Origin of the sequence: Dyadobacter psychrophilus, assembly GCF_900167945.1 — a bacterium.
GTDB lineage: Bacteria > Bacteroidota > Bacteroidia > Cytophagales > Spirosomataceae > Dyadobacter > Dyadobacter psychrophilus.
This window is the reverse complement of the sequence record NZ_FUZA01000002.1, coordinates 72,413-98,309: the sequence shown is the minus strand read 5'-3', so window position 1 is coordinate 98,309 and position 25,897 is coordinate 72,413. Positions and strand designations below refer to the sequence as shown.

The 25,897-nt window shown below is 45.9% G+C and carries 20 protein-coding genes; 15 read left to right on the top strand and 5 right to left on the bottom strand.

Annotated features, from left to right (window positions below):
* Positions 1–37 precede the first annotated feature (37 nt).
* Positions 38–1,405: a tRNA uridine-5-carboxymethylaminomethyl(34) synthesis GTPase MnmE gene (mnmE, locus tag B5X68_RS07525; RefSeq protein ID WP_082214100.1), complete on the bottom strand. Its 1,368-nt coding sequence runs from the start codon at positions 1,403–1,405 to the stop codon at positions 38–40.
* Positions 1,406–1,573: 168 nt separating this feature from the next.
* On the opposite strand from mnmE, the gene B5X68_RS07520 reads away from it, so the two are divergent.
* The 5 genes from B5X68_RS07520 (at position 1,574) to bshB1 (ending at position 7,026) form a co-directional block, all read left to right on the top strand.
* A complete protein-coding gene (locus B5X68_RS07520; RefSeq protein WP_141110283.1) occupies positions 1,574–2,155 on the top strand; it encodes a 7-carboxy-7-deazaguanine synthase QueE in 582 nt (193 codons plus the stop codon).
* On the top strand, positions 2,110–4,053 hold the full coding sequence (locus B5X68_RS07515) for an OmpA family protein (RefSeq protein ID WP_229208327.1): 1,944 nt from the start codon (positions 2,110–2,112) through the stop codon (positions 4,051–4,053). The genes B5X68_RS07520 and B5X68_RS07515 overlap by 46 nt, the downstream gene beginning before the upstream one ends.
* A 115-nt stretch (positions 4,054–4,168) precedes the next feature.
* On the top strand, positions 4,169–5,128 hold the full coding sequence (trxB, locus tag B5X68_RS07510) for a thioredoxin-disulfide reductase (protein WP_082214098.1): 960 nt from the start codon (positions 4,169–4,171) through the stop codon (positions 5,126–5,128).
* Between the two features lie 87 nt (positions 5,129–5,215).
* The gene (locus B5X68_RS07505) at positions 5,216–6,289 is read left to right on the top strand and encodes a M23 family metallopeptidase (protein ID WP_082214097.1); all 1,074 of its coding nucleotides are present in this window, start codon (positions 5,216–5,218) and stop codon (positions 6,287–6,289) included.
* Between the two features lie 11 nt (positions 6,290–6,300).
* A complete protein-coding gene (gene bshB1, locus B5X68_RS07500; RefSeq protein ID WP_082214096.1) occupies positions 6,301–7,026 on the top strand; it encodes a bacillithiol biosynthesis deacetylase BshB1 in 726 nt (241 codons plus the stop codon).
* Positions 7,027–7,033: 7 nt separating this feature from the next.
* On the opposite strand, the gene B5X68_RS07495 is transcribed toward bshB1, so the two are convergent.
* Positions 7,034–8,809 (bottom strand): ATP-binding protein, encoded by a 1,776-nt coding sequence (locus B5X68_RS07495; protein ID WP_082214095.1) that lies wholly within the window; start codon positions 8,807–8,809, stop codon positions 7,034–7,036.
* 210 nt (positions 8,810–9,019) lie between these two features.
* On the opposite strand from B5X68_RS07495, the gene msrB reads away from it, so the two are divergent.
* The 5 genes from msrB to B5X68_RS07470 all read left to right on the top strand — a co-directional run bounded on the left by msrB (position 9,020) and on the right by B5X68_RS07470 (position 15,818).
* Complete coding sequence (gene msrB / locus B5X68_RS07490; protein WP_082214094.1) at positions 9,020–9,586, top strand: peptide-methionine (R)-S-oxide reductase MsrB; 567 nt, start codon at positions 9,020–9,022, stop codon at positions 9,584–9,586.
* Positions 9,587–9,820: 234 nt separating this feature from the next.
* Positions 9,821–11,014, top strand: coding sequence for a DUF4856 domain-containing protein (locus tag B5X68_RS07485; protein WP_082214093.1), 1,194 nt, complete (start codon positions 9,821–9,823; stop codon positions 11,012–11,014).
* Between the two features lie 82 nt (positions 11,015–11,096).
* Positions 11,097–12,227 carry an imelysin family protein gene (locus B5X68_RS07480; RefSeq protein WP_310588629.1) on the top strand — a complete coding sequence of 377 codons (1,131 nt, stop codon included), beginning with the start codon at positions 11,097–11,099 and terminating at the stop codon, positions 12,225–12,227.
* Positions 12,228–12,238: 11 nt separating this feature from the next.
* The gene (locus tag B5X68_RS07475) at positions 12,239–13,588 is read left to right on the top strand and encodes an HTTM domain-containing protein (RefSeq protein ID WP_082214092.1); all 1,350 of its coding nucleotides are present in this window, start codon (positions 12,239–12,241) and stop codon (positions 13,586–13,588) included.
* A complete protein-coding gene (locus tag B5X68_RS07470; RefSeq protein ID WP_374754816.1) occupies positions 13,569–15,818 on the top strand; it encodes a TonB-dependent receptor family protein in 2,250 nt (749 codons plus the stop codon). Before B5X68_RS07475 ends, B5X68_RS07470 begins: the two co-directional genes overlap by 20 nt.
* Here B5X68_RS07470 and B5X68_RS07465 read toward each other — a convergent pair.
* Genes B5X68_RS07465 through B5X68_RS07455 form a run of 3 tightly spaced genes read right to left on the bottom strand, consistent with a single transcriptional unit; the run spans position 15,815 to position 17,864 of the window.
* A complete protein-coding gene (locus B5X68_RS07465; protein WP_082214090.1) occupies positions 15,815–16,510 on the bottom strand; it encodes a DUF3575 domain-containing protein in 696 nt (231 codons plus the stop codon). The genes B5X68_RS07470 and B5X68_RS07465 overlap by 4 nt on opposite strands.
* The gene (locus tag B5X68_RS07460) at positions 16,507–17,274 is read right to left on the bottom strand and encodes an LVIVD repeat-containing protein (RefSeq protein ID WP_082214089.1); all 768 of its coding nucleotides are present in this window, start codon (positions 17,272–17,274) and stop codon (positions 16,507–16,509) included. The genes B5X68_RS07465 and B5X68_RS07460 overlap by 4 nt, the downstream gene beginning before the upstream one ends.
* A 53-nt stretch (positions 17,275–17,327) precedes the next feature.
* A complete protein-coding gene (locus B5X68_RS07455) occupies positions 17,328–17,864 on the bottom strand; it encodes an LVIVD repeat-containing protein (RefSeq protein ID WP_082215250.1) in 537 nt (178 codons plus the stop codon).
* Between the two features lie 169 nt (positions 17,865–18,033).
* On the opposite strand from B5X68_RS07455, the gene B5X68_RS07450 reads away from it, so the two are divergent.
* The 5 genes from B5X68_RS07450 to B5X68_RS07430 all read left to right on the top strand — a co-directional run bounded on the left by B5X68_RS07450 (position 18,034) and on the right by B5X68_RS07430 (position 25,764).
* Positions 18,034–19,416, top strand: coding sequence for a tetratricopeptide repeat protein (locus B5X68_RS07450; RefSeq protein ID WP_082214088.1), 1,383 nt, complete (start codon positions 18,034–18,036; stop codon positions 19,414–19,416).
* A gap of 125 nt (positions 19,417–19,541) precedes the next feature.
* Positions 19,542–20,519, top strand: a complete 978-nt coding sequence (locus B5X68_RS07445) for a c-type cytochrome (protein WP_082214087.1) — start codon at positions 19,542–19,544, stop codon at positions 20,517–20,519.
* A 338-nt stretch (positions 20,520–20,857) separates the two neighbouring features.
* Positions 20,858–23,665 carry a T9SS type A sorting domain-containing protein gene (locus tag B5X68_RS07440; protein ID WP_170916597.1) on the top strand — a complete coding sequence of 936 codons (2,808 nt, stop codon included), beginning with the start codon at positions 20,858–20,860 and terminating at the stop codon, positions 23,663–23,665.
* Positions 23,666–23,976: 311 nt separating this feature from the next.
* Positions 23,977–24,561, top strand: a complete 585-nt coding sequence (locus B5X68_RS07435; RefSeq protein ID WP_082214085.1) for an RNA polymerase sigma factor — start codon at positions 23,977–23,979, stop codon at positions 24,559–24,561.
* Positions 24,562–24,717: 156 nt separating this feature from the next.
* A complete protein-coding gene (locus tag B5X68_RS07430) occupies positions 24,718–25,764 on the top strand; it encodes a FecR family protein (RefSeq protein WP_082214084.1) in 1,047 nt (348 codons plus the stop codon).
* Positions 25,765–25,897 lie beyond the last annotated feature (133 nt).

Below are 25,897 nucleotides of genomic sequence, written 5' to 3'. Positions count from 1 at the left end.
TCTTAGTTTCTTTTGTTTGACTATCAAAATGAGATATTTATTTGCCGATACAAAACTTACTAAAAATATTATCCAACAAATCATCCGTAACAATAGTCCCAGTAATCTCCCCCAAATGATGCAGTGACAACCGGATATCCTGCGCCAGAAAATCGCCGGTGACGCCTGTTTCCAACCCATTCAAGACATCTTGTAAAGCATCATGCGTTTTCACCAAATGTTCGTAATGACGCAAATTGGTTACGACTGTATCGCTGGCCGATTGCCCGTAGACCATGGAAACCAATTTATTGGTCAGGTCAGATAATCCGGTTTGTGATTTTGCGGAAATGGAGATAATGTCGTTTTGCAGCGCTTCAAGGCTTTCAGGTGCGATTTCTCCAATGTCGATTTTATTCAGAACATACAAAACCTGCTTTTCCGACGGAAGCAATCTTGCCAACTGCTGGTTTTCGTGCAGCGTTTCCAAACTATCAAACAGAAAGATCACAATGTCAGCCTTTTCCATTGCGGCTTTGGATCTTTCGATGCCGATAGATTCTACCAGGTCTGTCGTTTCGCGGATTCCAGCGGTGTCTATGAACCTGAATTTCAGGCCTTCGAGCACAATAGTGTCTTCGATTACGTCGCGGGTGGTGCCTGCGATGCTAGTTACGATGGCTTTTTCTTCATTTAAAAGCGCATTCAGCAATGTGGATTTACCAACGTTAGGAGAGCCGATAATGGCGACGGGAACGCCTTCTTTCAATGCGTTTCCGAAATCGAAGGAGTCGATCAGTGGCGCAATGGTGCTTAGTAAAGCTTCTATTAAGCGACGCAGATCGTCGCGCTGAGCGAATTCAACATCTTCTTCGCCAAAATCGAGTTCGAGCTCAATTAACGAAGCAAAATGGATGAGTTCGGTGCGTAATGAAGCTAGTTTTCTGGAAAAACCACCTCTTAGCTGGTTCAACGCTGTTTTGTGACTGGCTTGCGAGTCTGCTGCGATCAGGGCGGCTACGGCTTCGGCTTGTACGAGGTCGAACTGGCCATTGAGAAACGCGCGTTGTGTGAATTCACCTGGCTTGGCTATGCGCGCTCCTTTTGAAATAAGTAATTTTAAAATTTGCCTGATAATGTAATCGGAGCCGTGGCAGGAAATTTCTATGGAGTCTTCTTTTGTGAAAGATTTTGGTGTTTTAAAAACCGTAACCAATACTTCGTCGATGATCTCCCCGGCTGACTGAATTGTTCCGAAATGCACGGTGTGACTTTCGGCTTCTTCGAGGTTTTTCCCCTTAAAAATGGATTTAACCAAGGAAATAGATCCGAGGCCGGATACGCGTATCACTGCGATCGCCCCTACGCCTGAGGGAGTTGCGAGCGCACAAATAACTTCTTGCTGGTGGATTGGCATTGCATTCATACTGCAAATATGCGACTAAATGATCTGGTTTGATAGACTATAAGCGTTTTGAATTTCGTACCTTTGGGCATTTTTCGACCACATTGGTTGTTACATTTTTTTGAACATCTCCTTTTTTGAATTGTGCTGACTGAAACTTTGCCTATCGTTACACACCAGCTTCCGGTCATGGAGGCCTTCTACACCTTACAGGGTGAAGGCCAGCATAGCGGGCGCGCAGCTTACTTTATCCGTCTCGGCGGTTGCGAAGTGGGTTGTCACTGGTGCGACGTGAAAGAATCCTGGAATGCAGATTTGCATCCCAAATTTGACATTAATAACATTATAGAAGGTGCATTGCAATATCCCGGCCGGCTGGCGGTGATTACTGGTGGCGAGCCTTTAATGTATAATCTGGACGAGCTAACTGGCAAGCTGCAAGACGCGGGCTTTAAAACCAACATTGAAACCTCGGGCGTATATTCGTTTACAGGACATTGGGATTGGGTGTGTTTTTCTCCCAAAAAATTTAAAGATCCGCACCCGGACATTTATAAAAACGCCAATGAGCTTAAAGCGATCATTTATAACAAGAGCGATTTTGAATTTGCCGAATCACATGCTGCGCTCGTTTCCGACGAATGTACGCTCCTGTTACAGCCCGAATGGAGTAAGCACGAGGTGATGCTGCCTTTGATAATTGACTATATCAAAGACAATCCCAAATGGAAAATGTCGTTACAAACCCACAAGTATATGAACATTCCATAATGCACCGCGCCGCTCTATTTTTGCTTTTTTTCTGTCTGTTTGTTTCAAATTTCGCGCAGGCACAGGATGCAACATTGTCCCGAAAAGCCCGTGAAACTTATGAAAAAGCGCAGGAAGCGTGGCAGGCACGAAAGCTGCCCGACGCCATTGCACTCTTTGAGAAAGTCCTGGAACAAGAACCTAACAGTTATGACACAAATCTGAGGCTTGCCCAGATCTACGAGCTGCAACGGAACGCCGATCTTACCAAAAAATATTACGCAAAAGCTATTCTGTTAAGGCCGTCGGCGCCTCAGTCAGCCGCTGCGCTGCAATGGATCGGCCGCTATCATTTTGAGGCACAACGATATGATTCGGCGCAGGTTTATTTTGAGAGGGCCTTACCATTGTTTCCTGCGAAATCCAGCCTTGCCCGGTTGGCCGAAAAATCAATCGCTTCTTCCAAATTTGCCCGGGAAGCGATTAAAAACCCTTTGAGCATTCAGAAAAGATCACTCGGAGACACCATTAACTTTTTGAACACACAGTATTTTCCTGTGATGACGGCTGATGACGAAACATTGATTTTCACCGGATTGACAGAAAACCGCGACGAAAATATTTACACAACCCACCGCATCAAAGGCAAATGGGATGTGCCCGAAGAAATCTCTGCTTCGATTAATACAACCAATAATGAGGGCACATGCAGTGTTTCGGCAGATGGCCGAACATTGGTTTTCACTGCCTGCAACCGGCCCGACGGCTATGGCAGCTGCGATCTTTATATTTCAAGAAAAGAAGGTAAAGATTGGAGCGCCCCCGTGAATCTTGGCCAGGAAATCAATACACGTGACTGGGAATCGCAGCCATCGTTATCCGCAGACGGTCATCTGCTTTACTTTGCTTCCGACCGGAAAGGCGGCCAGGGCAAGCGCGATATCTGGGTTACAAAACTGGATGAAAAAGGAAAATGGGCTGCGCCAAAAAATCTGGGACCGCACATTAATACAGTTGACGAGGAAAATGCACCATTCATTCACGCTAACGGCAGAACGCTTTTTTATGCTTCAAATGGTTTCCCTGGAATGGGTGGTTTTGACATTTTCATTTCACAGCGGACAGACACGGTCTGGTCACAATCAAAAAACATCGGCTATCCAATCAACACTGTTGCCGATCAGGTAGGACTTTTCATCGCTTCGGATGGGCAGAAAGCTTATTACACAGACGACGGCTCGGAAGCAAAAGGCCGCTCGCTGCTTTACACATTTAATTTGCCGCAACAGGTGAAAGATATGATCGTGCCCACACGCTATGCGAAGGGAAAGGTTTTTGATAAAAAAACAAACACGCCGCTAGCCTCTGCTATCGACCTTTTTGACCTGAAAACACAGCAAAAAGTGGGTGAATTCTCATCTGATAGCAAAACGGGCTCTTTCCTGGCCGTGCTCAATAGCGGTGGTGAATATGCTTTTTATGTTTCCAAAGCAGGTTATCTTTTCAAAAGCCTATCATTTACAGTTAATGATTCAACCTCGTTCGTGGATCTGGACATTCCGTTGGAAGCCATTGAAAAAGACAGGGCGGAAGTGCTGAACAATATATTTTTCAAGACAGGTGAATTCAGTCTGGATGAAAAGTCAAAAGTGGAACTTGGGAAAATGGTTGATTTTTTAGGTAAAAATAAAACAGTAAAAATTGAAATTTCCGGGCATACGGACGATGTAGGTTCCGACACCGAAAATATGGAATTATCAAGGCGAAGGGCGCAGTCTGTTCAGCAATATCTGCAAGAGTCGGGCATAACCGCTGAGCGAATGACATTTAAAGGTTATGGTGAGACGCAGCCCGTTGCGGCAAACGACTCTCAGGAAAACCGGCAAAAGAACCGCAGGATCGAGTGGAGGATCCTCTGATTCGATTTGCATAAAGAAGTGAAATTTTGCACTTTTGTCGATCCGCCAATGTTGTAATAGACGAGTACAACTTAGTCCGTAAACATTCGTCGTTAACATTTAGTATTAATATAATATGACATCCGAGAAAGTCTCTTGCTTAATTATTGGCTCCGGTCCTGCCGGATATACAGCCGCTATATATGCTTCCAGGGCAGGGTTGAATCCTGTACTTTACCAAGGCGCACAACCTGGCGGCCAGCTTACCATTACAACCGAGGTTGATAACTATCCCGGCTACCCGGATGGAATAACCGGCCCCGAAATGATGATTAATTTCGAAAAACAGGCAAAGCGGTTTGGTTCTGACATTCGTTACGGCCTTGCTACGGCGGTTGATTTTACAACACATCCGCTGAAAGTTACCATTGACAACAAGCACGAGATCGAGGCTGATTCAGTGATTGTTTCCACGGGTGCTTCTGCTAAATGGCTTGGCCTTCCTGACGAAGAGCGTTTGAACGGCCGCGGCGTTTCTGCCTGCGCGGTTTGTGACGGTTTCTTTTTTCGCGGACAGGATGTAGTGGTTGTGGGCGCTGGCGACACAGCTGCCGAAGAAGCAAGTTACCTTGCCAAATTGGCCCGCAAAGTGTATTTATTGGTTCGTCGCGATGAAATGCGTGCTTCGAAGATCATGCAAAAAAGGGTTGAAATGTTGCCTAACATTGAGATCCTCTGGAACACCGAAACCGTTAAGCTGAACGGTGAAGACGGACTGGAATCTGTTTTAGTCAAAAATAATAAAACCGGCGAGGAGCAACTTTTGGAAGCAACTGGTTTCTTTGTCGCAATCGGTCACAAACCCAACACGGATATTTTCAAAGGATATCTGCAAATGGACGAAACCGGTTACATTCAAACTGTAAAAGGAAGCTCTTGCACCAACATTAAGGGTGTGTTTGCTTGCGGTGATGCGCAGGACAATGTTTACAGACAGGCGATTACCGCCGCTGGAACTGGTTGTATGGCTGCCCTGGATGCGGAGCGATATCTTATGGAACGTGAAGTAGAGATTATTATCGAAGAAACCGCTTAAAATTATTTGCCCAACCCCTAATTTGAATCAGGCTACACTGAATATGTTCTAACCAACAGTGTAGTCTGATCTGATTTTATTATACCTATGAAAGTAAAGCTTATTGTAAGTTTGCTAATGATCGTGTGTTTGATCTCCTGGAACACGCAAGCACAAGAGCGAGGCAAATTCAAAAGAAATCCTAAAATCAATCAGTCCGGAAACAATGCCAACGAAGGACCTACAAGAGTAAGCACACCCCAGCCCGAAGACGAATATCAAGTCGAAACATCTAATCTCAGATTTCAGAGTCAGTTTGAACCCGTAAAGCCACTTAATCCGGTTGTAAACGAGGATACCACCACCATTGATGAAGGAGAAACAGAGGTTGTGGAGGTGGTTGATTCGTTACTGGTAGCCGATGAATGGGTAAAATCAGCCGAATATTACGTGATATGGGATGCCAGGACCATTAATCCGTACGGACTTAGCCCATTGGAATTCGATGAACCTGTTGAACTTACATTATACGATCCGGCAGTAAACAGAATGTGGGCCACGCCTATGATCGATACCAAGCCGACTTCCAATTTCGGTTACCGCTGGGGAAGATGGCACAATGGAAGTGACCTGGACCTGGAAACGGGCGACACCGTACGTTCAACTTATGACGGAATGGTCCGCATTGTCGCTTTTGATGGTAGCGGATATGGCCGTTTTATTGTAGTAAGACATTACAATGGCCTTGAAACGCTTTACGGCCACTTATCCAAACAACTTGTTGAATCCGGGCAGATTGTAAAAGCCGGCGAAGTGATCGGATTGGGAGGAAATACGGGCCGCAGTACAGGCTCACATTTACATTATGAAAACCGCTACGAGGGAAATCCATTTGATCCAAGAAACATTTTTGATTGGGAAAATAAAGCCATTAAATCGGATCACTTTCTGCTGACCAGCAATGTATGGAGCCATTTGCGGGGTAAATCCAACAAAAGTGAATTTGCTTCCGGTGATGCACCCGTGGCATATACGCGCTCCATTTTACACAAAGTACGCTCCGGGGAAACACTTTCTTCCATTGCCGGAAGATACGGCGTCAGCATTTCATCCGTTGCCCGAAAAAACCGCATTTCTACCCGTTCAACATTGAGGATCGGACAGAAACTTCGCATCAAATAACAACCACCTTTATGAAACTAGATATTCTCGCCATCACAGCCCACCCTGACGATGTAGAACTTTGCTGTGCCGGCACATTGCTGTCACAAATTGCACTTGGGAAAAAAGTAGGGATTGTAGACCTTACACGTGGCGAGCTAGGCACCCGCGGAACGCCGGAAGGCAGGATTCAGGAGGCGAAAAATGCAGCGGCGATCATGAATATTTCTGTGCGTGATAATGTAGGTTTGGCGGATGGTTTTTTCGCCAACAACGAAACACATCAGAAAGCAATCATCCCTTATATTCGTAAATATCAGCCGGATATCGTCATTACCAATGCAGTTGTCGACAGGCATCCGGATCATGGCCGTGCCGGAGAGCTGGTTGCGGACAGCTGTTTTTATTCCGGCTTGCGTATGGTCAAAACATTTGATGAACTAGGAAATGAGCAGGAAGCATGGCGCCCTAAACAGGTTTTCCATACCGTACAGGACCGCTACATCACGCCTGATTTTATCGTTGACATTACCCATGTTCATGACAAAAAAATAGAGGCAATCCGCGCTTTCGAAAGTCAATTCTTTGTGCCTTCCTATAACAGCGACGAGCCGCAAAGCTACATTTCCTCCCCCGATTTCCTCGAATTTGTCATCGCCCGCGCCCGCGAAATGGGCCATTCGATCGGTGTAACCTTCGGAGAGGGATTTACAACATCCAGAAAACTGGGCGTGAGAGATTTGTCTGTTTTTATTTAGGAAATTACTACTGGCTACGGGTGAGCATTGAAATGTTAGCGAGCTTTGCGTGCAAAATTTGCGGGTGAAACGGCTTTGATATCCAGTCGTCAAACAAGGCAAGCGCACCGCTGGATTCAAGTGATTCTCTGCTGGTTGCCGTCAATGCAATGATGTGGACGCCCGCCTTTTCCAGATCCTCAAAAGCCCTGATCTGCTGACTCGCTTGAATGCCATCCATCACCGGCATATTAATGTCCATCAAAATCACCTGATAGCGGTTAGCCAGCATTGTTTCCACTGCTGCAAGGCCGTTGTCGACGATATCAAAGTTTACATGCCATTTTTTCAGGAAGGTTGTAAGAATTATGGCATTCATATTGTTGTCCTCGGCAATGAGCACATGAATATCGAGCGGTCCTAATTCGTTTTGCGGAACCACCGGGCCCGAAGAAAAAGACTTTTGGCTCAATGGATAGGCAAAGTCAAAAAAGAACGAGGTGCCAATCCCTTCCTTGCTGGTGAAATCCAGCTTTCCCCCGTGCAGGTTCACCAGCTGCTGGGCCAGGGACAATCCCAGGCCGGTGCCATGATATTGTTTTTTCATCCCGGAGTTAACCAGCTTGAACGGCTCAAATATATACGGAAATACTTCCTGCGGTATTCCGATTCCCGTATCGGATACATTGAAAAAAATCTGCACCCGATCATCACCAATTTGCCTGGCTTTGATATCTACGTCAACCGAACCATGGTCTGTATACTTGATCGCATTACTTATCAGGTTCATCACAATCTGGCCCAGGCGAACAGGGTCACCCATTACCCAAAAAGTTTTTAACTCAGGTGAAACATTCAGCGTAAGTAATAAACCCTTGTGGCTGGCGGCCGCTTGCAGTTTTTGACAAATATCCGTGATAACAACAGCGGGCTGAAATTCTTCCTTACTAAGTTTGATCTGATTATCCTCAATGTCGTTCAGGTTGAGAATGTCATTAATAATAGAGTTGAGAATATCGGCTGAAAACTTCACATTATCCAAATTCTTGGCATGCTCGCCTTTGGCATTGTCAAAGGAAAGCAGGTCTAGACCACCAATGATTGCGTGTAAAGGCGTACGGATCTCATGCGACATCGTTATCAGAAAGTTCGTTTTGTACTCTGCCAGATCACGTGCCTGGGCCGCAGCAGTTTTCAGCTCACTCAGCAATGTGGTCTCTTTCTCATTTGCCAGTTGGGATTCTTTGAAAAAAAAGAAATGAATGTAGATCAACATCAGATAGTTAAACAAAAGCGCAAAGGCGACTGCATATGTATCAACTGCATAAGCCTGGATACTGATCTCTACCTTAAAATACTGATCGAGTAAAGCCACTGACCCAACCAGGAAAACGCTGAGCAGCGAATAAAAAAGCCCCCATCGCGGTCCTAGTATGTAAAACCCCGAACTGAGGATAACGAAAATGAACTGAAAAGTAACCAGGTAATGTCCGTGCTGATATAGCACCGCAGTGGACAGGACGATCAGGCAAAGACATGTTAATGAAAAATGCCCTACTTTTTTAAAGGGCACACCCCGCCGGAGCATTAGATATCCCGTTACGGAAAGTGCGGTGAAAACGAGAACTCTTGCAAGTAAAAAATATTTGTGCTGCACCAAATGCAGCCCGGCCAGCAACACGCCCATGACGCAATAGGCAGCTAAAAGAAAGCGCAGCGTTTGCTGCCTGATATGGCTAATGACATGCGTATCCTGCCAAAAAGCCGGATAATTGACTTTAAGCGCCCTTAAAAATTCTTGCATACAACGGCCAGCTATATTCGTAACCCATAATATTAATCCTAATCCATGAATATGTACTGAATTATGTACTTCTTTTTATGGTCAACGGCCCAATAAGTGATTTTTAAAGTGATGAATCTCTTTTTGCACGATATTGTTAGGAATACAGAGTGACATTCAACTATTGGCACCGGCTTATCGTATATAAGGAAACATTAAAACAAAAACAGCATGAAAAAGTCAATCGCGCTTCTGTTATCAGGCGTGTTCGCATTAATGCTGCAAAGCTGCTACGGTCAATCCTCACCGGCGCAGAAAGAGCAGAAAAAAAGCCCTGCCTATTCGAAAACGGATTCAGGTGTGGTCAATAGAAGCAACGAAGAGTGGAAAAAATTGCTTTCTCCAGAGGTTTATGAAGTTGCACGGCTGAAAGGAACAGAGCGTCCGTTCACAAGCGAATATGAGCATTCCAAGGAAATAGGAACATTCTACTGCGCAGTTTGCGGCAATGCGCTTTTTAAAAGCAATGCCAAATACGAAAGCGGCTGCGGCTGGCCAAGCTTTTTTGAACCGATCAGCAAAAGCTCCATTCTTGAAGCAGCAGATAACACCCACGGCATGCGCAGGACTGAGGTGATGTGCGGTAAATGCAAATCACACTTAGGCCACGTTTTTGAAGATGGCCCGCCTCCTACCGGCCTTCGCTACTGCATCAATGGTGTTGTGCTTGATTTTGAAAAAGCAAAGACAGCAGAGAAAAAATTTAATAGTAAAAAGAAGGCAGACAGCGGAAGCTAGATTCTTCAAGGCCTTTTGACATTAAAATTCGATTAAGACACTTTCCCGATTCCAGGTTAACATTCTTGGAGTCAGTGGAAAGTGTCTTTTTTTATTTGATTAAAAAAAGATGATATCGCGAACCTTGTCAAACAATTTGTTCTAATTCTAAATAATGCATATGTTTGCCCCCGCTTAGTTTTAGTCTAAATAAGCAACCTCTCACAATTCCTGACAAAAACGAATTTGTAACAAATGCTACAACATTTCAACCTACGCAATGCTTTATTTGCCTCAATGCTCATTGCAGGCCTTTCCTCCTGCTCAGAAGACGATGAGCCGACGGTAACCCCTCCAACCACCGAGCTTCGCACGAAGATCGATTACGCAAAAGTAACCCCTACTACCCCTTATAAAAGCCTGTTTATTGACACAAAAGGCGATACCACAGCCGATTTGACGACAGGTAATGCGCGTTATAAAATGTTTCAGGCGCTTAACTATTACATGGGCTCAGCTGTTCGTGACTCCACGCAGGTAAGTGCTACAACAATGGCAAACATGTACGCCAATACAGGTAATCCGTTCACAGACATCTCTACGGCCACCATCAACATTAAAGGGGCTGATTTGAACGGATCGGGCGTCCAGCTTAAAGATGTGACTGCTTCGTCGAAACCGACAGCTGAGAAGGAAGCCGCACAGGCGTATCTGGCAACCAGCTTTGCCGCACTCGACGCTGCCAGCAAATCGGTAAAAGCGACTGCTGCCAAAGGCGTTGCAGGAAAACTGGGAGCCTATCTGGTTGATGCAAAAGGAATTGAGCATGCTCAGATCATTCAAAAAGGCCTTATCGGCGCCTTGCAGCTGGATTACATTGGTAACACACTGTTGGACAAAGGCCTGGACGCTGATAATTCGGCATTGGTTTCCGGCAAAAAATACACTGCACTGGAACACAACTGGGACGAAGCTTATGGAATGTTAACGCTTAACCCCGTTTACCTGGCTGGTGCAACAGATGCGGAAAGAAAGTCGAACGAATCGTTTATCGGCTCATATCTTTGGGAATACAACAAAGCCAGCTATGCCAAAATCCACCCTGCATTCGTAAAAGGACGCGCGGCGATTGTAAACAATGACAAAACCGAGGCAAAAACGCAGGCAACATTTATCAGAACGGAAATGGAAAAGGCAATCGCTGCTGCGGCGGTGGGTTACCTTGGAAAATGGAAAAGCGGAACAACAGATGCCGCACGTGCTCATGCGATAGGCGAAGGACTTGGCTTCATTTACTCGCTGCGTTATTGCAAAATCAACGGAGCGGATGCAGCTTTCTCAGATGCGATCCTCCTTGGTTTGATGGGTTCTCCAAACGGATTTTGGGACCTGACCAATGATAAGGTCAATGCGGCTTCGGATGCGATAACAGCGAAGTTTAAGTTATAATATACCTGGATTATTCCCGGACCTGGGTGGATTGGCGGTTTTTCCGTTGATCCACCATTTATTGTTTTAAAACTGACCACTAATGAGCATGAAAAATTATCTGGCGATCTTGCTAACCATGATCTTTCTGGGCTGTTCAGATTCAAAAGAGAAGCCTGAGCCCGAACCGGAAGATGAAGGCAAAGACCGGAAAGCGATGTTGACACACATTGCTGATAACATCATCATTCCGTCTTATGATAATTTCCAGGTCAAGTTTGATCTGATGGTGACCAAATCCAATGCATTTGCCGCCAAACCCGACGCGGCGACGCTAACCGAATTCCGTGCTGCCTGGGTGGATGCTTACACAGCATGGCAAAAAGTAGAATTGTTTGATTTTGGTCCCGGTGAAAAACACACGATCCGAAACTTTTTTAATATCTACCCCGCCAGTGAGCAGGGCATTAATGCCAGCATTGCCGATCCGAATGCAAGCATGGAAACCCCAGATTCTTATCCAAAACAAGGCTTTCCTGCCCTGGATTATCTCATTAACGGCATAGGCGCAACCGACGCTGCCATTATTGCACAATATACAACCGCACCCAATGCGGCAGCGAAATTGGCTTATATCAAACGCGTTACCGAGCGTATGGACAGCATTCTCGACAAGGTTACCAGTGAATGGAAAGGGGCATACAAAGAAACTTTTATCACCAAGACCGGCCTGGACATCGGCTCTTCCACATCCCTGTTGGTAAACGGCTATGTGCTGCATTATGAACGCTATATCCGTTCCGGAAAATTTGGAATTCCCTCAGGCGCGATGCTGAACGGCGTGCCGGCACCAGAAAAAGTGGAAGCTTTTTACAAGAAAGACATATCGCTGACGCTTGCCAAAACAGCGCATCAGGCTTATATCGCCTTTTTCAATGGAAAAAGCGTAAGGACAGACGGAACCGGACCATCTCTGAAAACTTACCTGGATGCATTAGGCGCCAAGGACAGCAGCACCGGCAAATCGCTTACCGAGCTGCTGAACGCGCAATTTGAAGCAAGCCAAACGAAGCTCAATGCGCTGAAACCGAATCTGTCTGAGGAGGTGAAAACCAATAATCAGGCAATGAAAGACACCTACAATGAAATGCAAAAGGCAGTCAGGATGCTGAAAGTGGACATGACCTCGGCCATGAGCATTACCATCACTTACACCGATAACGACGGCGACTAAACGCACAAGCCATGCTGGCTTATTTCAACAAATATTCTCCGGCCGCAACGCTGGCACTTTTCCGGGTTATTTTCGGCATAATGCTCTTTTTGAGCATTTGCCGTTTCTGGGCGAAGGGCTGGATCAGAGACCTTTACATTCTACCAAAATTCCATTTCGCATTTTATGGCTTTGAGTTTATCAGGCCTTTGGGAGAATGGACCTATTTCCTGTTCGGTATTTGCGCAGTGGCCGCACTTATGGTCGCTCTGGGAGTGCTTTACAGGTTTGCTGCTGTAATGCTTTTTGTATCATTCACTTACATTGAACTGATTGATAAAAGCACTTATCTGAACCATTATTACTTTGTGAGCATGGTGAGTTTTATGCTCATCTTTCTGCCCGCTCACGCGTCGTTTTCTATGGATGCTTACCGGAACAAACGACTACTGGCAGATCAGCTCCCAAGCTGGTGTATAGACAGCATTCGATTGCTGGTATGCATCATTTATTTTTACGCCGGTCTGGCAAAGCTCAATAGCGACTGGCTTTTGCATGCTTTACCATTAAAAATCTGGCTGCCCGCAAAAAATGATCTGCCATTAATAGGCAGTCTGTTCAATTACGAGTGGACGCCGTATTTTTTCAGCTGGGCTGGCTGCATGTATGATCTGAGCATAGGATTTTTACTTTGGAATAGAAAGACCCGCCCGCTCGCCTTCGTTTCGGTGATCATTTTTCACTTGCTCACAGCGATTCTTTTTCCCATTGGCATGTTCCCTTACATTATGATTGTGACTGCCTTCATATTTTTCCCTGGGGAATTTCATCAGAAGGTGATTGATACAATCAGTTTTGCTTTAAGTTTGCCGATTCAATTTATCAGGCCAAAGCGTTCATACATTGTTTCCAGCATTACCAAGCCGTTTCTGATGGCGATTTTCGGGCTTTTTTTTGTATTTCAAATCACGTTCCCTTTCCGCTACTTGCTTTATTCCGATGAGCTTTTCTGGACTGAGGAAGGTTACCGGTTTTCCTGGCGGGTTATGCTGATGGAAAAAGCAGGTTACACGCAGTTTACGGTCACGGACGCCTCGGGCAAAAAGCAGATCGTCAATAACAATGATTTTCTCACGCGGTTACAGGAAAAGATGATGTCCACCCAGCCGGATATGATCCTGCAATACGCACATATGCTGCGCGACCATTATGCTGCCGCCGGTTTTGATTCGCCTCAGATTTACGTGGATTCGTATGTTGCACTCAATGGCAGAATGGGCAAACCCATGATCGATCCGGCTGTGGACTTGGCCAGACAAACAGATTCCTTCCAACATAAATCCTGGATTATTCCTTTCAATGATGAAATTAAGGGGCTTTAACATTATATTTTTCCTGCTGGCCCTGTCAAGTGTCGCCTATGCGCAATCCCGCACGTCGGGGAAAGCTTCTCCAAAACCGGATAGCACTGCCGTTCCCCAGGGCATTTCCAAAGACCAGGACCTGAAAGAACTGACTATTACCGAAAAAGCAACGGATTTTGGCTTTTCGAGACTTCGCGGGGTTGAAAATATGGGGATTTATGAAGGAAAAAAATCCGAAGTGATCACGCCCGATCAGCTCGTTGCCAATCTCTCAACAAACAATGCGCGCCAGATTTATTCCCGGGTTGCCGGGCTCAACATTTGGGAAAATGACGGAAGCGGATTGCAGCTCAGTATCGGCGGCCGCGGCCTTGACCCTAACCGGACTTCCAACTTCAATGTACGCCAGAATGGACATGACATCAGCGCAGACGCATTAGGCTATCCCGAAAGCTACTATACCCCTCCTATTGAAGCCGTTGGACGTATTCAGATCGTGCGCGGCGCTGCTTCCCTTCAATACGGCACGCAGTTTGGCGGGTTAATTAATTTTGTAATGCGAAAGCCGGTTGAAAACAAAAAACTGGAAATTACGGCCCGACAAAGCATTGGTTCTTTTGGCTTTTATAATGCATTCACCAGTGCAAGCGGAACAGTTGGAAAGCTGAGCTATTATACTTTTTTTCAATACAAAAAAGCAGACGGGTGGCGCGCAAACTCACATCTGGATAGCAAAACGGCTTACGCGGATATTGATTATAAAGTTTCGGACAGGACCAGTATTGGCATTGATGTCACCCACATGGATTATCTGTCCAAACAGCCGGGCGGACTTTCGGACGCCATGTTTGTGCAAGATCCCAGACAGACAAACCGGGAAAGAAACTGGTTTCAGGTGGGCTGGAATATGCTTGCCCTGCATTTTGACCAAAAAATCAGCGCAACCAGTGACTTCAATTTAAGAGTTTTCGGACTAGCCGCACATCGCTATTCGCTTGGTTTCAGGCCCAATCGCGTAGCGACCATTGATGATAATAGTGAGCGCGATCTGATCAAGGGCAAGTTTACAAACTGGGGAGCGGAAGCCCGATATTTGAAAAGATACGTGACCGCGAAAAAGCTATCGGTGCTGCTTTTAGGCGGTCGTTATTATCATGGCTTTAACCATAGCCTGCAAGGCGTAGGAAGCACTGGCAAAAACGCCGACTTCAATTTCGTCGAGCCAGAACGCTTTATTACTTACGATTACAGATTTCCAAACAGGAATGTGTCGCTCTTTGCCGAAAACATCTTTTATCTGACAGACCGGCTTTCGGTTACGCCCGGAATCAGATTTGAATACATCAAAACCACAGCCGACGGTTTTTACGGCAGCATCTCACGCGATCTGGCAGGGAACATTATCAACATTACCCGCACAGACGAGTATCGAAAAAATGGCCGTAAGTTCGTTCTGGCCGGGGTTGGCGTGAGTTACAAACCGCATTCGAATGTTGAAATTTATGGTAACATTTCTCAAAATTACCGCTCCATCACATTCAGTGACATGCGCATTGCTAATCCTTCTTCCGTGATCGATCCAAATCTGAAAGACGAAAAGGGATACAGTATTGATCTGGGTTTCAGAAGCCATCAAACCGCATTTTTCAACTACGACGTCAGCCTTTTTTACCTGAATTATAACAACCGGATCGGCGAAGTGCAGTTTTATGACGAAAGCAACCGTGTTTTGCGTCTGAGAAGTAATGTCGGGCAGGCGGTCATCATGGGCGTTGAATCTTACGCGGAAGCCGATTTTTTCAAACTCGCAAGTCCGGAGGAGAAGCATTGGAGCGCTGTCCTTTTTGGCAATATTGCATTGATCAAATCTGAATACAGAAAAAGTGAAATTCCTGGTGTTCAGGGCAACGAGGTCGAGTTTGTACCAAAATTTAATTTGAAAACTGGTCTGAGGGTCGGCTATAAAAAGTTGAAAGGATCATTCCAACTCACACATTTAACCGATCAGTTCTCAGAAGCAACCAATGCGATCGACGGTGGTGTTTCTTCTGTTGTCGGGCTTATCCCCGCTTACAAAATCATGGATCTGAGCTTTTCTTACGAATGGAAGCGCCTGAAAGCCGAAGCCAGTATCAACAATCTCGCAAATCAAATGTACTTCACCCGCCGCGCCACCGGCTACCCTGGCCCCGGCATTTTACCGTCAGACGGAAGAGGTTACTATTTGACTTTGCAGGTTAAGATTTAATCCTCAAACTTGCCCAGGATAATTCCGAAATGAAAACCCATGGCCAGGCTGGGAATGAATTCGTTGGTTCCGGGTGTGTCATATTCGAACCAGCGGTCTGTTCGTGGGACTCTGGTATTTGCAAGGACTGGCGTGATTGCTTTTACGCTGATGTTGCGAAAGCCCAGACCGGTGAAAACATCCAGTGCCATGCGATTACCAAAATAAAATTGCCAGCCCATTTTGGCATGCCCTGCCCCCACCGTCCGTCCGGTTTTAACAAATTTATTTTCAAAATAACTGCAATTGCCCCAGGGCTGGTCACATTCCATTCCCACCCATTTGTTTTCGGAATAAATAACCTTTTTTAGTAAAAATTCCCCTGCTATATAAGCCTTATAGCGACGTCTTTCCAGGTAATAATAGCGCAGTTGGGTCCTGCTTTTGTAAGTCTCCTTTCTGGGGCGCTCCGTTTCGGTGCTATACCACATATTAAAGGAAGAGTGCCCGTAACCAAAGTCTTGCTGTACAGACAACCCGCTGGTGCCAAGTGGAACTTCCAGGCCAAATTGAACGGAATTATCAAAATCAAACAATGCCAGCGGTGCAAACTTTACAATCACATGCTTTTGGGCCGTTTCGGCATCTATTTGACCTAAGGAAAAAAAGCTGTGTAGGCAGCAGCCAAGAAATGCTATTAAAAACAATCTCATAGAACAGGGATTTTACTCAGAAACTCAACATTATCTGCATCGTCGTATTTGTATTGGAACAGTCCTTTTTCACCGGTGATGATCAGATGTTTGTCCCTGACAATCACATCGTAGGCTGGCAGATCTTCAAACGTATGCTTGAACAACGGAGCAGCTGGATTCGTAATATCCAACACAGTAAACCCTTTTGTTCCTTCACAAACAAACAATTTATTACCGGAAACACCCAGTCCATAAGGCGAGCTCATCGGCTGTGTATGCACCATTACCGGTTGCGCAGGATTGCTCACATCGACCACATCCAGCGAGCTCAATGTATTGCCAGGCCGGCAGGTAACGCCATTGCGCAGCGTTACATAGGCATATTTCCCCTGCACCACCACCGGATCACACGATTGGACATGCTGATACTTAGTTAAAAGCTTCGGATCCCTTGGTGTGGAGTTATCATAAATATACATGCCGTCCATCGCCCCAACGTAGAGGTTATCGCGGTAAGGGAATATGGTCTCAATCCCGACGCCCATATCCTTTTGCACGGTCTTTACGGGACTGGCCCCGTCACCGATATCGTAAACTTCCAAAGATTGTTTCGAAACAATGTAAAGCGTGTTGCCAGTTATCGCAAACCGTGCCATGGAGCCGCCAGCGCCGGTTTGCGGGTTTAATGCGGAATCGTTCCGACCGTCGTTGCAACTGCTCAGGATCAGCAGCAGCCCGAGTATAACCAGCCCAAAGAATATAAATGGTGCAAATTTTTTCATAATTACAGTTCGTTTTTTGCCTGTCTATTTAATTTTCTGTCTCTTTGAAGCTGTTATCGGGAGCAATTCGGCCTTTTGGACATCGGCACTTTTTCCCAGCCCGTCACAATGCCGTTTTTACTCTCCACGCATTCAAAATAGACACCATCAAATGGCGGATAATTATTGACAGGAATGGCGTTTGGGACTGTTTTGGTCAGCTTGGGCGCTTTGGGATTGCTGATGTCAAAAACAACCAGATTGGTCAAATTATCGGCATATAAAAACGTCCCTTTGGCCGCCATATCGTAATTTCCGATAATAGAAATGAAGGAGATATTTTTAGGGTTTTTCGGATCCGAATTATCCACAATATGAATGCCCTGACCGGATTCATTGATAAAAAGATACGGTTCGAGCACGTATATTTTGCCAGGTTTCGAAAGCGGCTGCGCGCCTATGACCTCTATTTTGGCCATCTCTTCCGCAGTTTTGTAAATAGGCCTGTAACCTGTGCCGTCGAAGGGAAACCGCTCGAAGGAATCACTGCCGTCTGTGACGCAGGATGTGACAATGGCCAGAAGAAAAAATAATCGGAAAAGATTTTTCATAGCGCAGCGGTTAGGTTTTGCTGTTTTCACTTTAGACACAATGTTGCATTAGATGGTTGCACTAAATTTGGCGAAACCTTTAATAAAAAAACTTAATTATTAAATAGCGATATTACCGATGCCACCAATCGCAGCAAGTAAAAAATTATATATCCAAACTTCTTGAATCATGAAGCCATCTATTGCCGTTTTGCCATTTGTAAACCTGAGTAATGATCCGGAAGAGGAATATTTCAGTGACGGGGTCACGGAAGAGATCATTAATGTTCTAAGCCGGGTTCCAGGTTTGCAGGTAGCCGGGCGGACTTCATCATTCACTTTTAAAGGCAGAACAAAAGACCTGAAATGGATTGGGGAACAGCTGAATGTCAAGCATATACTTCAAGGAAGTATTAGAAACTCAGGCGACAGGCTGCTTGTGGATGTGCAGCTTGTGCTTGCAAGCGATGATAGTGAGGTCTGGTCCGAACATTATGACCGGGAACTGGATGACATTTTCGATATTCAGGATGAAATTGCGCTGGCCATTTTGAGTGCCATTAAAGTGCAATTGCTTGGAGAAGAGCCTACTGGCACTTTTAAACGGTATACCAATAATAAAGCGGCTTATCAGCTTTACTTACGCGGGCGTTTCTATCATAACAAGTTCGCCGGGCCTGACGCCTATCAAAAAGCAATTGGCTATTTTGAATCTGCCATTGCGCTCGACCCGACTTACGCAATCGCGTATGCTGGTATCGCTTCCTGTTACCTGAACATGTGGTTTTACCGGCACCTGCCTGCCGCAAAAGCATTACCGCTTATGAAGCAAGCCACCGGGCAGGCCCTTGCGCTTGACAACGGTATTGCAGAAAGTTATCTTGCCCTGGCCCGTATGCAAATGCTGAATGAATGGGACTTTGCCAGCGCTGCCGCCTCATTTGCGAAGGCATTAGAACTGCACTGGAACGCAGCGGATTTGCTCAGTCAACATGCGCTTTATCTGGCCCTGAGCGACAAATATGCCCAAGCAGAAGAACAAACAGCCGTGGCATTATCCCTCGAACCTTTCTCTTTGATCAATAATTTTTACGCAGCATACGTATACTGGATTGCAGGAAACTTTGAGAAAGCCGTTGAACAGGGGCAGAAACTGGTTGCACTGGAACCCTCTTTCTGGGGCGGACACCTGATCATTGGCCTCAACCTGATCACGCTTAAAAATTTCCCGGAAGCACAGGAGGCGCTGGAAAACGCACTCGAAATCAATTATAACGGCATTACGCTGAGTGCGTGCGGCGTGTTATTCGGGCTCTCTGATGAAACAGAAAGTGCGCGTGATATCCTGACCCAAATGATCTCGCTAAGCAAGAATCAGGTGGTGGCCAATTACGATATGGGAATTGTACACGCCTCCATCGGTGAGGTGAACGAGGCGCTTGGCTATTTTCAAGCCGCCATTGACCAGCACGAACCGCCTATGCTCTTCTTCAAGTTCATCGTCCGCGACTGGCTTACCGAATCTGGTCAGGACCTGCATTATAAGCCGCTGATTGATCAGATCATTAAGTGAAGGTTTTACGAATTGACCGTTAAATAAGTTATAACAAAATTGACTCATCCTGAATGGCTTAACCAGTGGTAAAGTGACCGGTTTTTCTACTTTTGCATTTTCAAAGAAAACCCTCACCGAACTCTATGAAAAAGCTTTTTAAATTCATTGGAATAATCATCCTGCTTTTCGTTGTCGTAGCCGTAGCAGCTGCATCTTATGTGAAACTAGCGCTGCCCAACGTCGGAGATGCACCCGAACTTACTGTTGAAAAAACGCCCGCCAGAATCGAACGCGGCAAATATCTGGCCAATCATGTCAATGTCTGCATGGATTGTCACAGCACCCGTGACTGGAGCCTTTTTGCAGGGCCTGTTGTCTCCGGTGACATGGGAGGAGGCGGTGAGCTTTTCAACCAGGAAATGGGTTTCCCGGGTAATTTCATTTCAAGAAACATAACGCCCTACGGTATAGGAAGCTGGACGGACGGTGAGCTTTTCCGCGCGATCACAACCGGGGTAAGCAAAAATGGAAATGCTCTGTTTCCGGTAATGCCTTATCATGCTTACGGTAAAATGGATCAGGAAGATATATACAGCATCATTGCTTACGTCCGGACGCTAAAACCTGTAAAAAAGGACATTCCGGCCTCCCAGGCTGATTTCCCGGTTTCGATTCTGCTCAATACCATGCCCTCAAAAGCAACGCCGGGCAAGAGGCCTTCGGAAGACGACGTGATAGCAACAGGAAAATATCTTGTGACTGCCGCTTCCTGCGTGGAATGTCATAGCAAGAGAGAGAAAGGCGACATTGTACCGGGCAGTGAATTTGGTGGAGGACAGGAATTTAAACTTCCATCGGGAACAATCACATCAAGAAACATCAGTCCGGATGTAAAAACCGGCATCGGTTCATGGAGCGAGGAGGCATTTGTAAAGCGTTTTAAAATCTATAAAGATTCAAATTACGTAGCGCACAAAGTTGGTCCAAAAGATATGAACACCATTATGCCCTGGGCAATGTATTCCGGAATGGAAGAAAAAGACCTGAAAGCCGTATATGCTTATCTGCGCACGCTCGAACCAAAGGTCAATGAGGTCCCAAAGTTCATTCCGAACCGTTAAATAAATTGAATATTCTTATAACAGGAAAAAATTGACGTCTGCTTATTAGTTAATATTTGGTCGTAAAACTATTACTATAATTGGGTGGTTATACTCAACGTTAGGGAAATCGGGTCAGTCTTTCGGGACTGGCCCTTTTCGCTTTATAAGCTCCAAGAGATTTTAGGATCATTCACAGGTTGGGCGACTTCATTCCGTATATCGGTCTGCCCATTTGTAAAAACCTACAACACTTTATTTTTATAAAAAATTTTGCAATTAATTCTTTATTAATTCATAGTTAAGCAAAAATTATGAGCGGGAAGCGTGATTTGGGTTTTCACCAATCAATGCTTACTATGAAAAAGAACTATTTACTACTGCTGTTTTTAATCCTGTATGCAATTACGGGCTACGCACAGGTTACCAACGTTGATGATTGCGAGTCGCTTACCGGTTGGGGCGGAGGTGGCAATGCGCTTAGTCTGGACAATGATGCTCCCGCACAAGGCAGCTTTTCTATCAAATCCGAAGGCGGCAACACAGAGCGTTTCAGGAAAAATTTTGCGTCCCCGCTCAATACGGGCATCGCGGCCGGCGAGCTGAACATCGCTTATCTTCAATTTTCCCTGTTTGTATCTGATATCACCAAATTCAGCACTTCGGACGGGCAATTTGAAATAACCAGCTCCGGCAATCCCGATACGGATGAATTTAGCTGGGGAACCGGCAGCGTTAACTTACGCAACGGCTGGAATAATGTTGTGCTGAGGCTAAGTGCGGCAGGCAAGTCGGGCAATCCTGACCTGTCAGCGATCAATTTTTTCAGATATTACAAACCCATCAATCCAGGTGAATCCATCATTATCAAGATTGATAACATCCGCTTTACCAAGGGTTACGAAGGCAGCGAATTGACCGGTGCCAGGATATTCAACAAGGCCGATGACATAGCAGGTTGGTCAGGAACCAATGGCGCTACTGTTGATAACACCAATAAAATCCTGGGCAACGGCTCTGTAACCAGGACCGGCGCAGGCCAGGACTGGTTTATTTTGAATACAACACCTTTTAACACCACGGTCAGCGAAGTGTCCGGCATTGTCAAATTCTGGCTTTATGTGTCCGATGCAGGTCTTTTCAATGGGGCCGGCAACATTGTTTTCTCCTCTTCGGCTCAGGCGGGCAGTGATGAATACCGCTGGAACCTGGCTGCGCAAAAGATCCAGAATGGCTGGAACCATGTGATTCTGCATTTATCCGATGCTACCAGGCAAGGAAACCCTAACCTTGGCGCTATAAATTATTTCCGAATCAGCCAGCCTCTAAACGGTGGCGTTACAGCTAAAATCGACGAAATCGAGTTTTACGAACCAACGCCAGCAACCACAGCCAACCCCGCTGATAATACGCTGAACGGCAAGGTAATGTTTGGTTATCAAGGCTGGTTCGGACTGCCATCGGACGGCTCCCCTGCGCACAATTGGTGGCTGCACTGGTTCGGCGGAGCGCCGGAACACGCCACGTCAACAGTAGATATGTGGCCCTACATGGGCAATTATCCGCAAAACGAACAGGTTGCGACCAATATGACATACGCCAATGGCTCTCCCGCCAAGCTATTTTCGAGTTACAGCTACAACACCGTTGACGAGCATTTCAAATGGATGCAGCAACACGAGATTGACGGTGTGTTCCAGCAACGTTTTCTGGATTATTTCCGTACGACGGACACTCGCGTTCACCGGCATTTTGACAAAGTGCTTCAAAACGTGCAAACGGCCAGCAACAAATATGGACGCGTGTACGCGATCATGTACGACCTCTCCGGCGCCGACGCCACTTCCACAGAACAGGTAATTGCCGATTGGAAGCGGCTGGTGGACGAAATGGGTGTCACCTCGGAAAGCAATTATCTTTGGCATAAGGGAAAACCGCTGGTTGCATTGTGGGGATTGGGGCTCGCTTCCAATCCGGACGCAACGGCCGAACGCTCGGAAAAACTTGTCAGATGGTTTAAAGAAGGTGACCCGAATGACCCGACTGACGACCCTAAATACCGAGCCAATATCATGGGAGGCCTCAATAATAACTGGCGCGACCACTCGGCGGCATGGCTTGCAGTGTACGATTTACTGGATGTGGTAAGCCCATGGTCGGTGGGGCGTTATAACAACGAAAGCGGCGCGAACGCATTCGCAATCAATACCATACGCCCCGACATGGCTTATCTGTCCCCTAAAAGCATTGACTATATGCCGGTTATATTTCCGGGTTTTTCATGGTTCAATCTGCAAACCTATCGTAATAACCCGTCAGCGGCGGTCAAGAACTCGATCCCTCGCAATGGGGGCAGCTTTTTGTGGCAACAATCTCAAAATGTGATCAATGAGGGCGCTAATATGGTTTATCTGGCCATGTTTGATGAGGTGGATGAAGCTACATCTTTCTTTAAAATGGAGAAATTTGCCGATCATACACCCAAGGGAAATAACGCCTGGTTTTTGTCGCTGGACGCCGACGGTTACGATCTGACGCCCGACTGGTATTTGGCGCTGGGCGGTTATACCAAAAAAGTGCTTGCCGGGAAAGCAACAAACAGCTTGTCGGTTCCGCTCTATCCGAACCCTCTAACGACCGACCCGGGTAATCAGCTGCCCGTGACGCTGATCAGCCTCAGCGCGCAGGTGGAAAGAAATGTAACGCATCTGAAATGGCAAACTTCAAAGGAATCCAACAGCTCACATTTTGAAATACAGAGAAGTACGGACGCCAAAATTTTCAGCGGGACAGGCCGCGTAAATGCGCAAGGTGATGCTGCTAAAAACACCGATTATAAGTATCAGGACGCGGGTCTGCCGGCCGGTCGTTACTATTACCGGTTGAAGATGACAGACCGCGACGACACATATGCATTCAGCAGCATCGTAACTGCCGAAGTAAGGAGCGGCGGCGACATCAGTATCTATCCCAACCCAACTTCTGCCTCGCTACGCATCCAATCCGAAAGCAAAATTCAGCAGCTTGATATCATTAACGCATCCGGGCGTAAAATCCGGACATTCAATCCCGGCGCACTGACATTTGAATTAGACATCAGCGCATGGCTGCCAGGCGTTTACGTGATACGGGTTGATGGTGTTGAAAGAAAAATTGTTAAACACTGACAAAATGAACCATTCATTGAAATTTCCGAAATATAAGCCGCCTTAGGCTTATCTGTAAACAGGATCGCCAAAAAAAAGAGCACGAAGAATCGCTGGTTACCGCCTGGCATTTTCCGGCTCCCGTACCTGGCAAGTCCGGAAATCAGGATCAAAATCAAGATGGACGTATATCAACAAGCGTTCAATACACCAACTTGGTATTTTCTATTTTCACATTCAAATAACATTATTTTCAAATAAAAATATTTAAATAATTATTATAAATTTGCCTTCATCCCATTGATACATTTCGTAAAAATAGCTGGATCGGCATGGTTGATAATCTTGAAAATGAACATCTTATCGAGGCATTGCAGCAAGGCGGCGAAGACGCTTTTACTGTAATTTACCAGCGTTACTGGTATAAGATGTTCCTTGTGGCTTATCGCAAACTGCAAGATAAAGAGGCCGCCGAAGAGATCATTCAGGATATATTTCTCAGGCTTTGGAAGGAAAGAATCACCACTAAAATCACCAATCTCGACCATTATCTTTTCGCCGCCGTGCGCTATGAAGTGATCAGTCATATTCGCAGCAATGTTACAAAGGGAACATATGCTGGAAATCCTGCTGATTTTGATTCGCTCAGTGAATGTAATACCGAAAATCAAATCGCGCTCAAAGAATTAGTGTCCCAAATCGAGGACGGACTGCACGTTTTACCCGAAAAATCCGGCGAAATATTCAGGCTCTACAAGCTGGAACACTGGCCTATCAGCCGCATTGCCCAGCATTTTGATCTGTCTGAAAAAGCCATTGAGTATCACCTCACCAAAGCCACCAAGTCTGTCCGCGAGCATCTCAAACAGGCGCTTTATACAATCCTTGTTACCATTACTGCTTTCCTCTGCCAGTAATATCGGCTGCTGCACGCAAAAATTCCTGTTTGTATTTTTAAAACAATTTTAAGCTTATTATGACCATTTTATGTAATTTTTTAAATAAGTTTTAAACTTATTTAGGGACACCTGCCTTTTTTCCGGCTTATAGTCAAAGATAACAACCGCTTGTCAATGAACATAAAGGAAATTCAGGCATTGCTGCTCAAATACCAGAACGGACAATGTTCGGATGAGGAGATTGCCAAAATTCATTATTGGTACGATCATCTCAACGAAGATTCCACAGTCACGCTTTCCAGAGAGGAACGAGAAAATGTGGAAAGCCGCGTGCTCGATCATTTGAAAGCGGAAATTCGGGAAGAAACGATACAAGAAAACGTACTGGCCCGCACCTGGTGGCAGCGCGCCGTGCCGTATTTATCAGCAGCAGCCGTTGTCATGGCTATTTGCAGCTATGTATTTTTTGGAAAAACAGTTTCAAACCCGGTTACTAAAAGCGAGCAAATTCTGGTGCAAGCCCCGGCTGATCAGCTCCTTACCCGCCACAACAGTTCCAGTTCAACACAGAAGATCGTCCTGGAAGACGGCAGCGCAGTTACACTCACACCGGGCAGCAAAATCATCTATCCAAAAAAATTCCCCAAAGAAAAACGCGAAGTCCAGCTCCTGGGAGACGCCTTTTTCGAGATTACAAAAAATCCCGACAAACCCTTCTTTGTATACAGTGGAAAGTTGGTAACCAGGGTTTTAGGAACAAGTTTCCGGATCAAAACAAGTCCGAAAGGTCAGGCACTTGAAGTGGAAGTCGTTACGGGAAAGGTTTCCGTATTTGAAAATGATAATTCATTCACAGATTATAAAGCCGATCATCAATCCAATGGCGTGGTGCTTACCCCTAACCAGCGCGTAACATACTTCCCGGAAAGCAGGCATCTGATGACCGGTCTGGTTGTAGCGCCGGTGAAAGCAAGTGTTACCGCGGACGAATCGCGGCTGGTGTTCAACAACATTGCCATGGGAAGCATCGTGGAAGCCCTTCATAAAACTTACGGTATCGAAATCGTCTTTGCCAATGATCGCCTCGCCGAATGCACATTCACCGGAGACATTACCGATTTGCCGCTTTACGAAAAACTGGACCTGGTTTGCGGCTCGATCGGTGCAGATTATGAGATCAAAGGAACGCGCATTCTCATCAACGGACGCGGCTGTGAGTAACCTGTAACCCATATTGATAACCTAAACCCCTTAACTATGCTGACAAAAAAGCTGAGTAAATAAAAAAGCCGATAGTGCTAGAACACTACCGGCCTTGATTACGGCCTGCATGTAAAATCCTTGGACAGAAAGA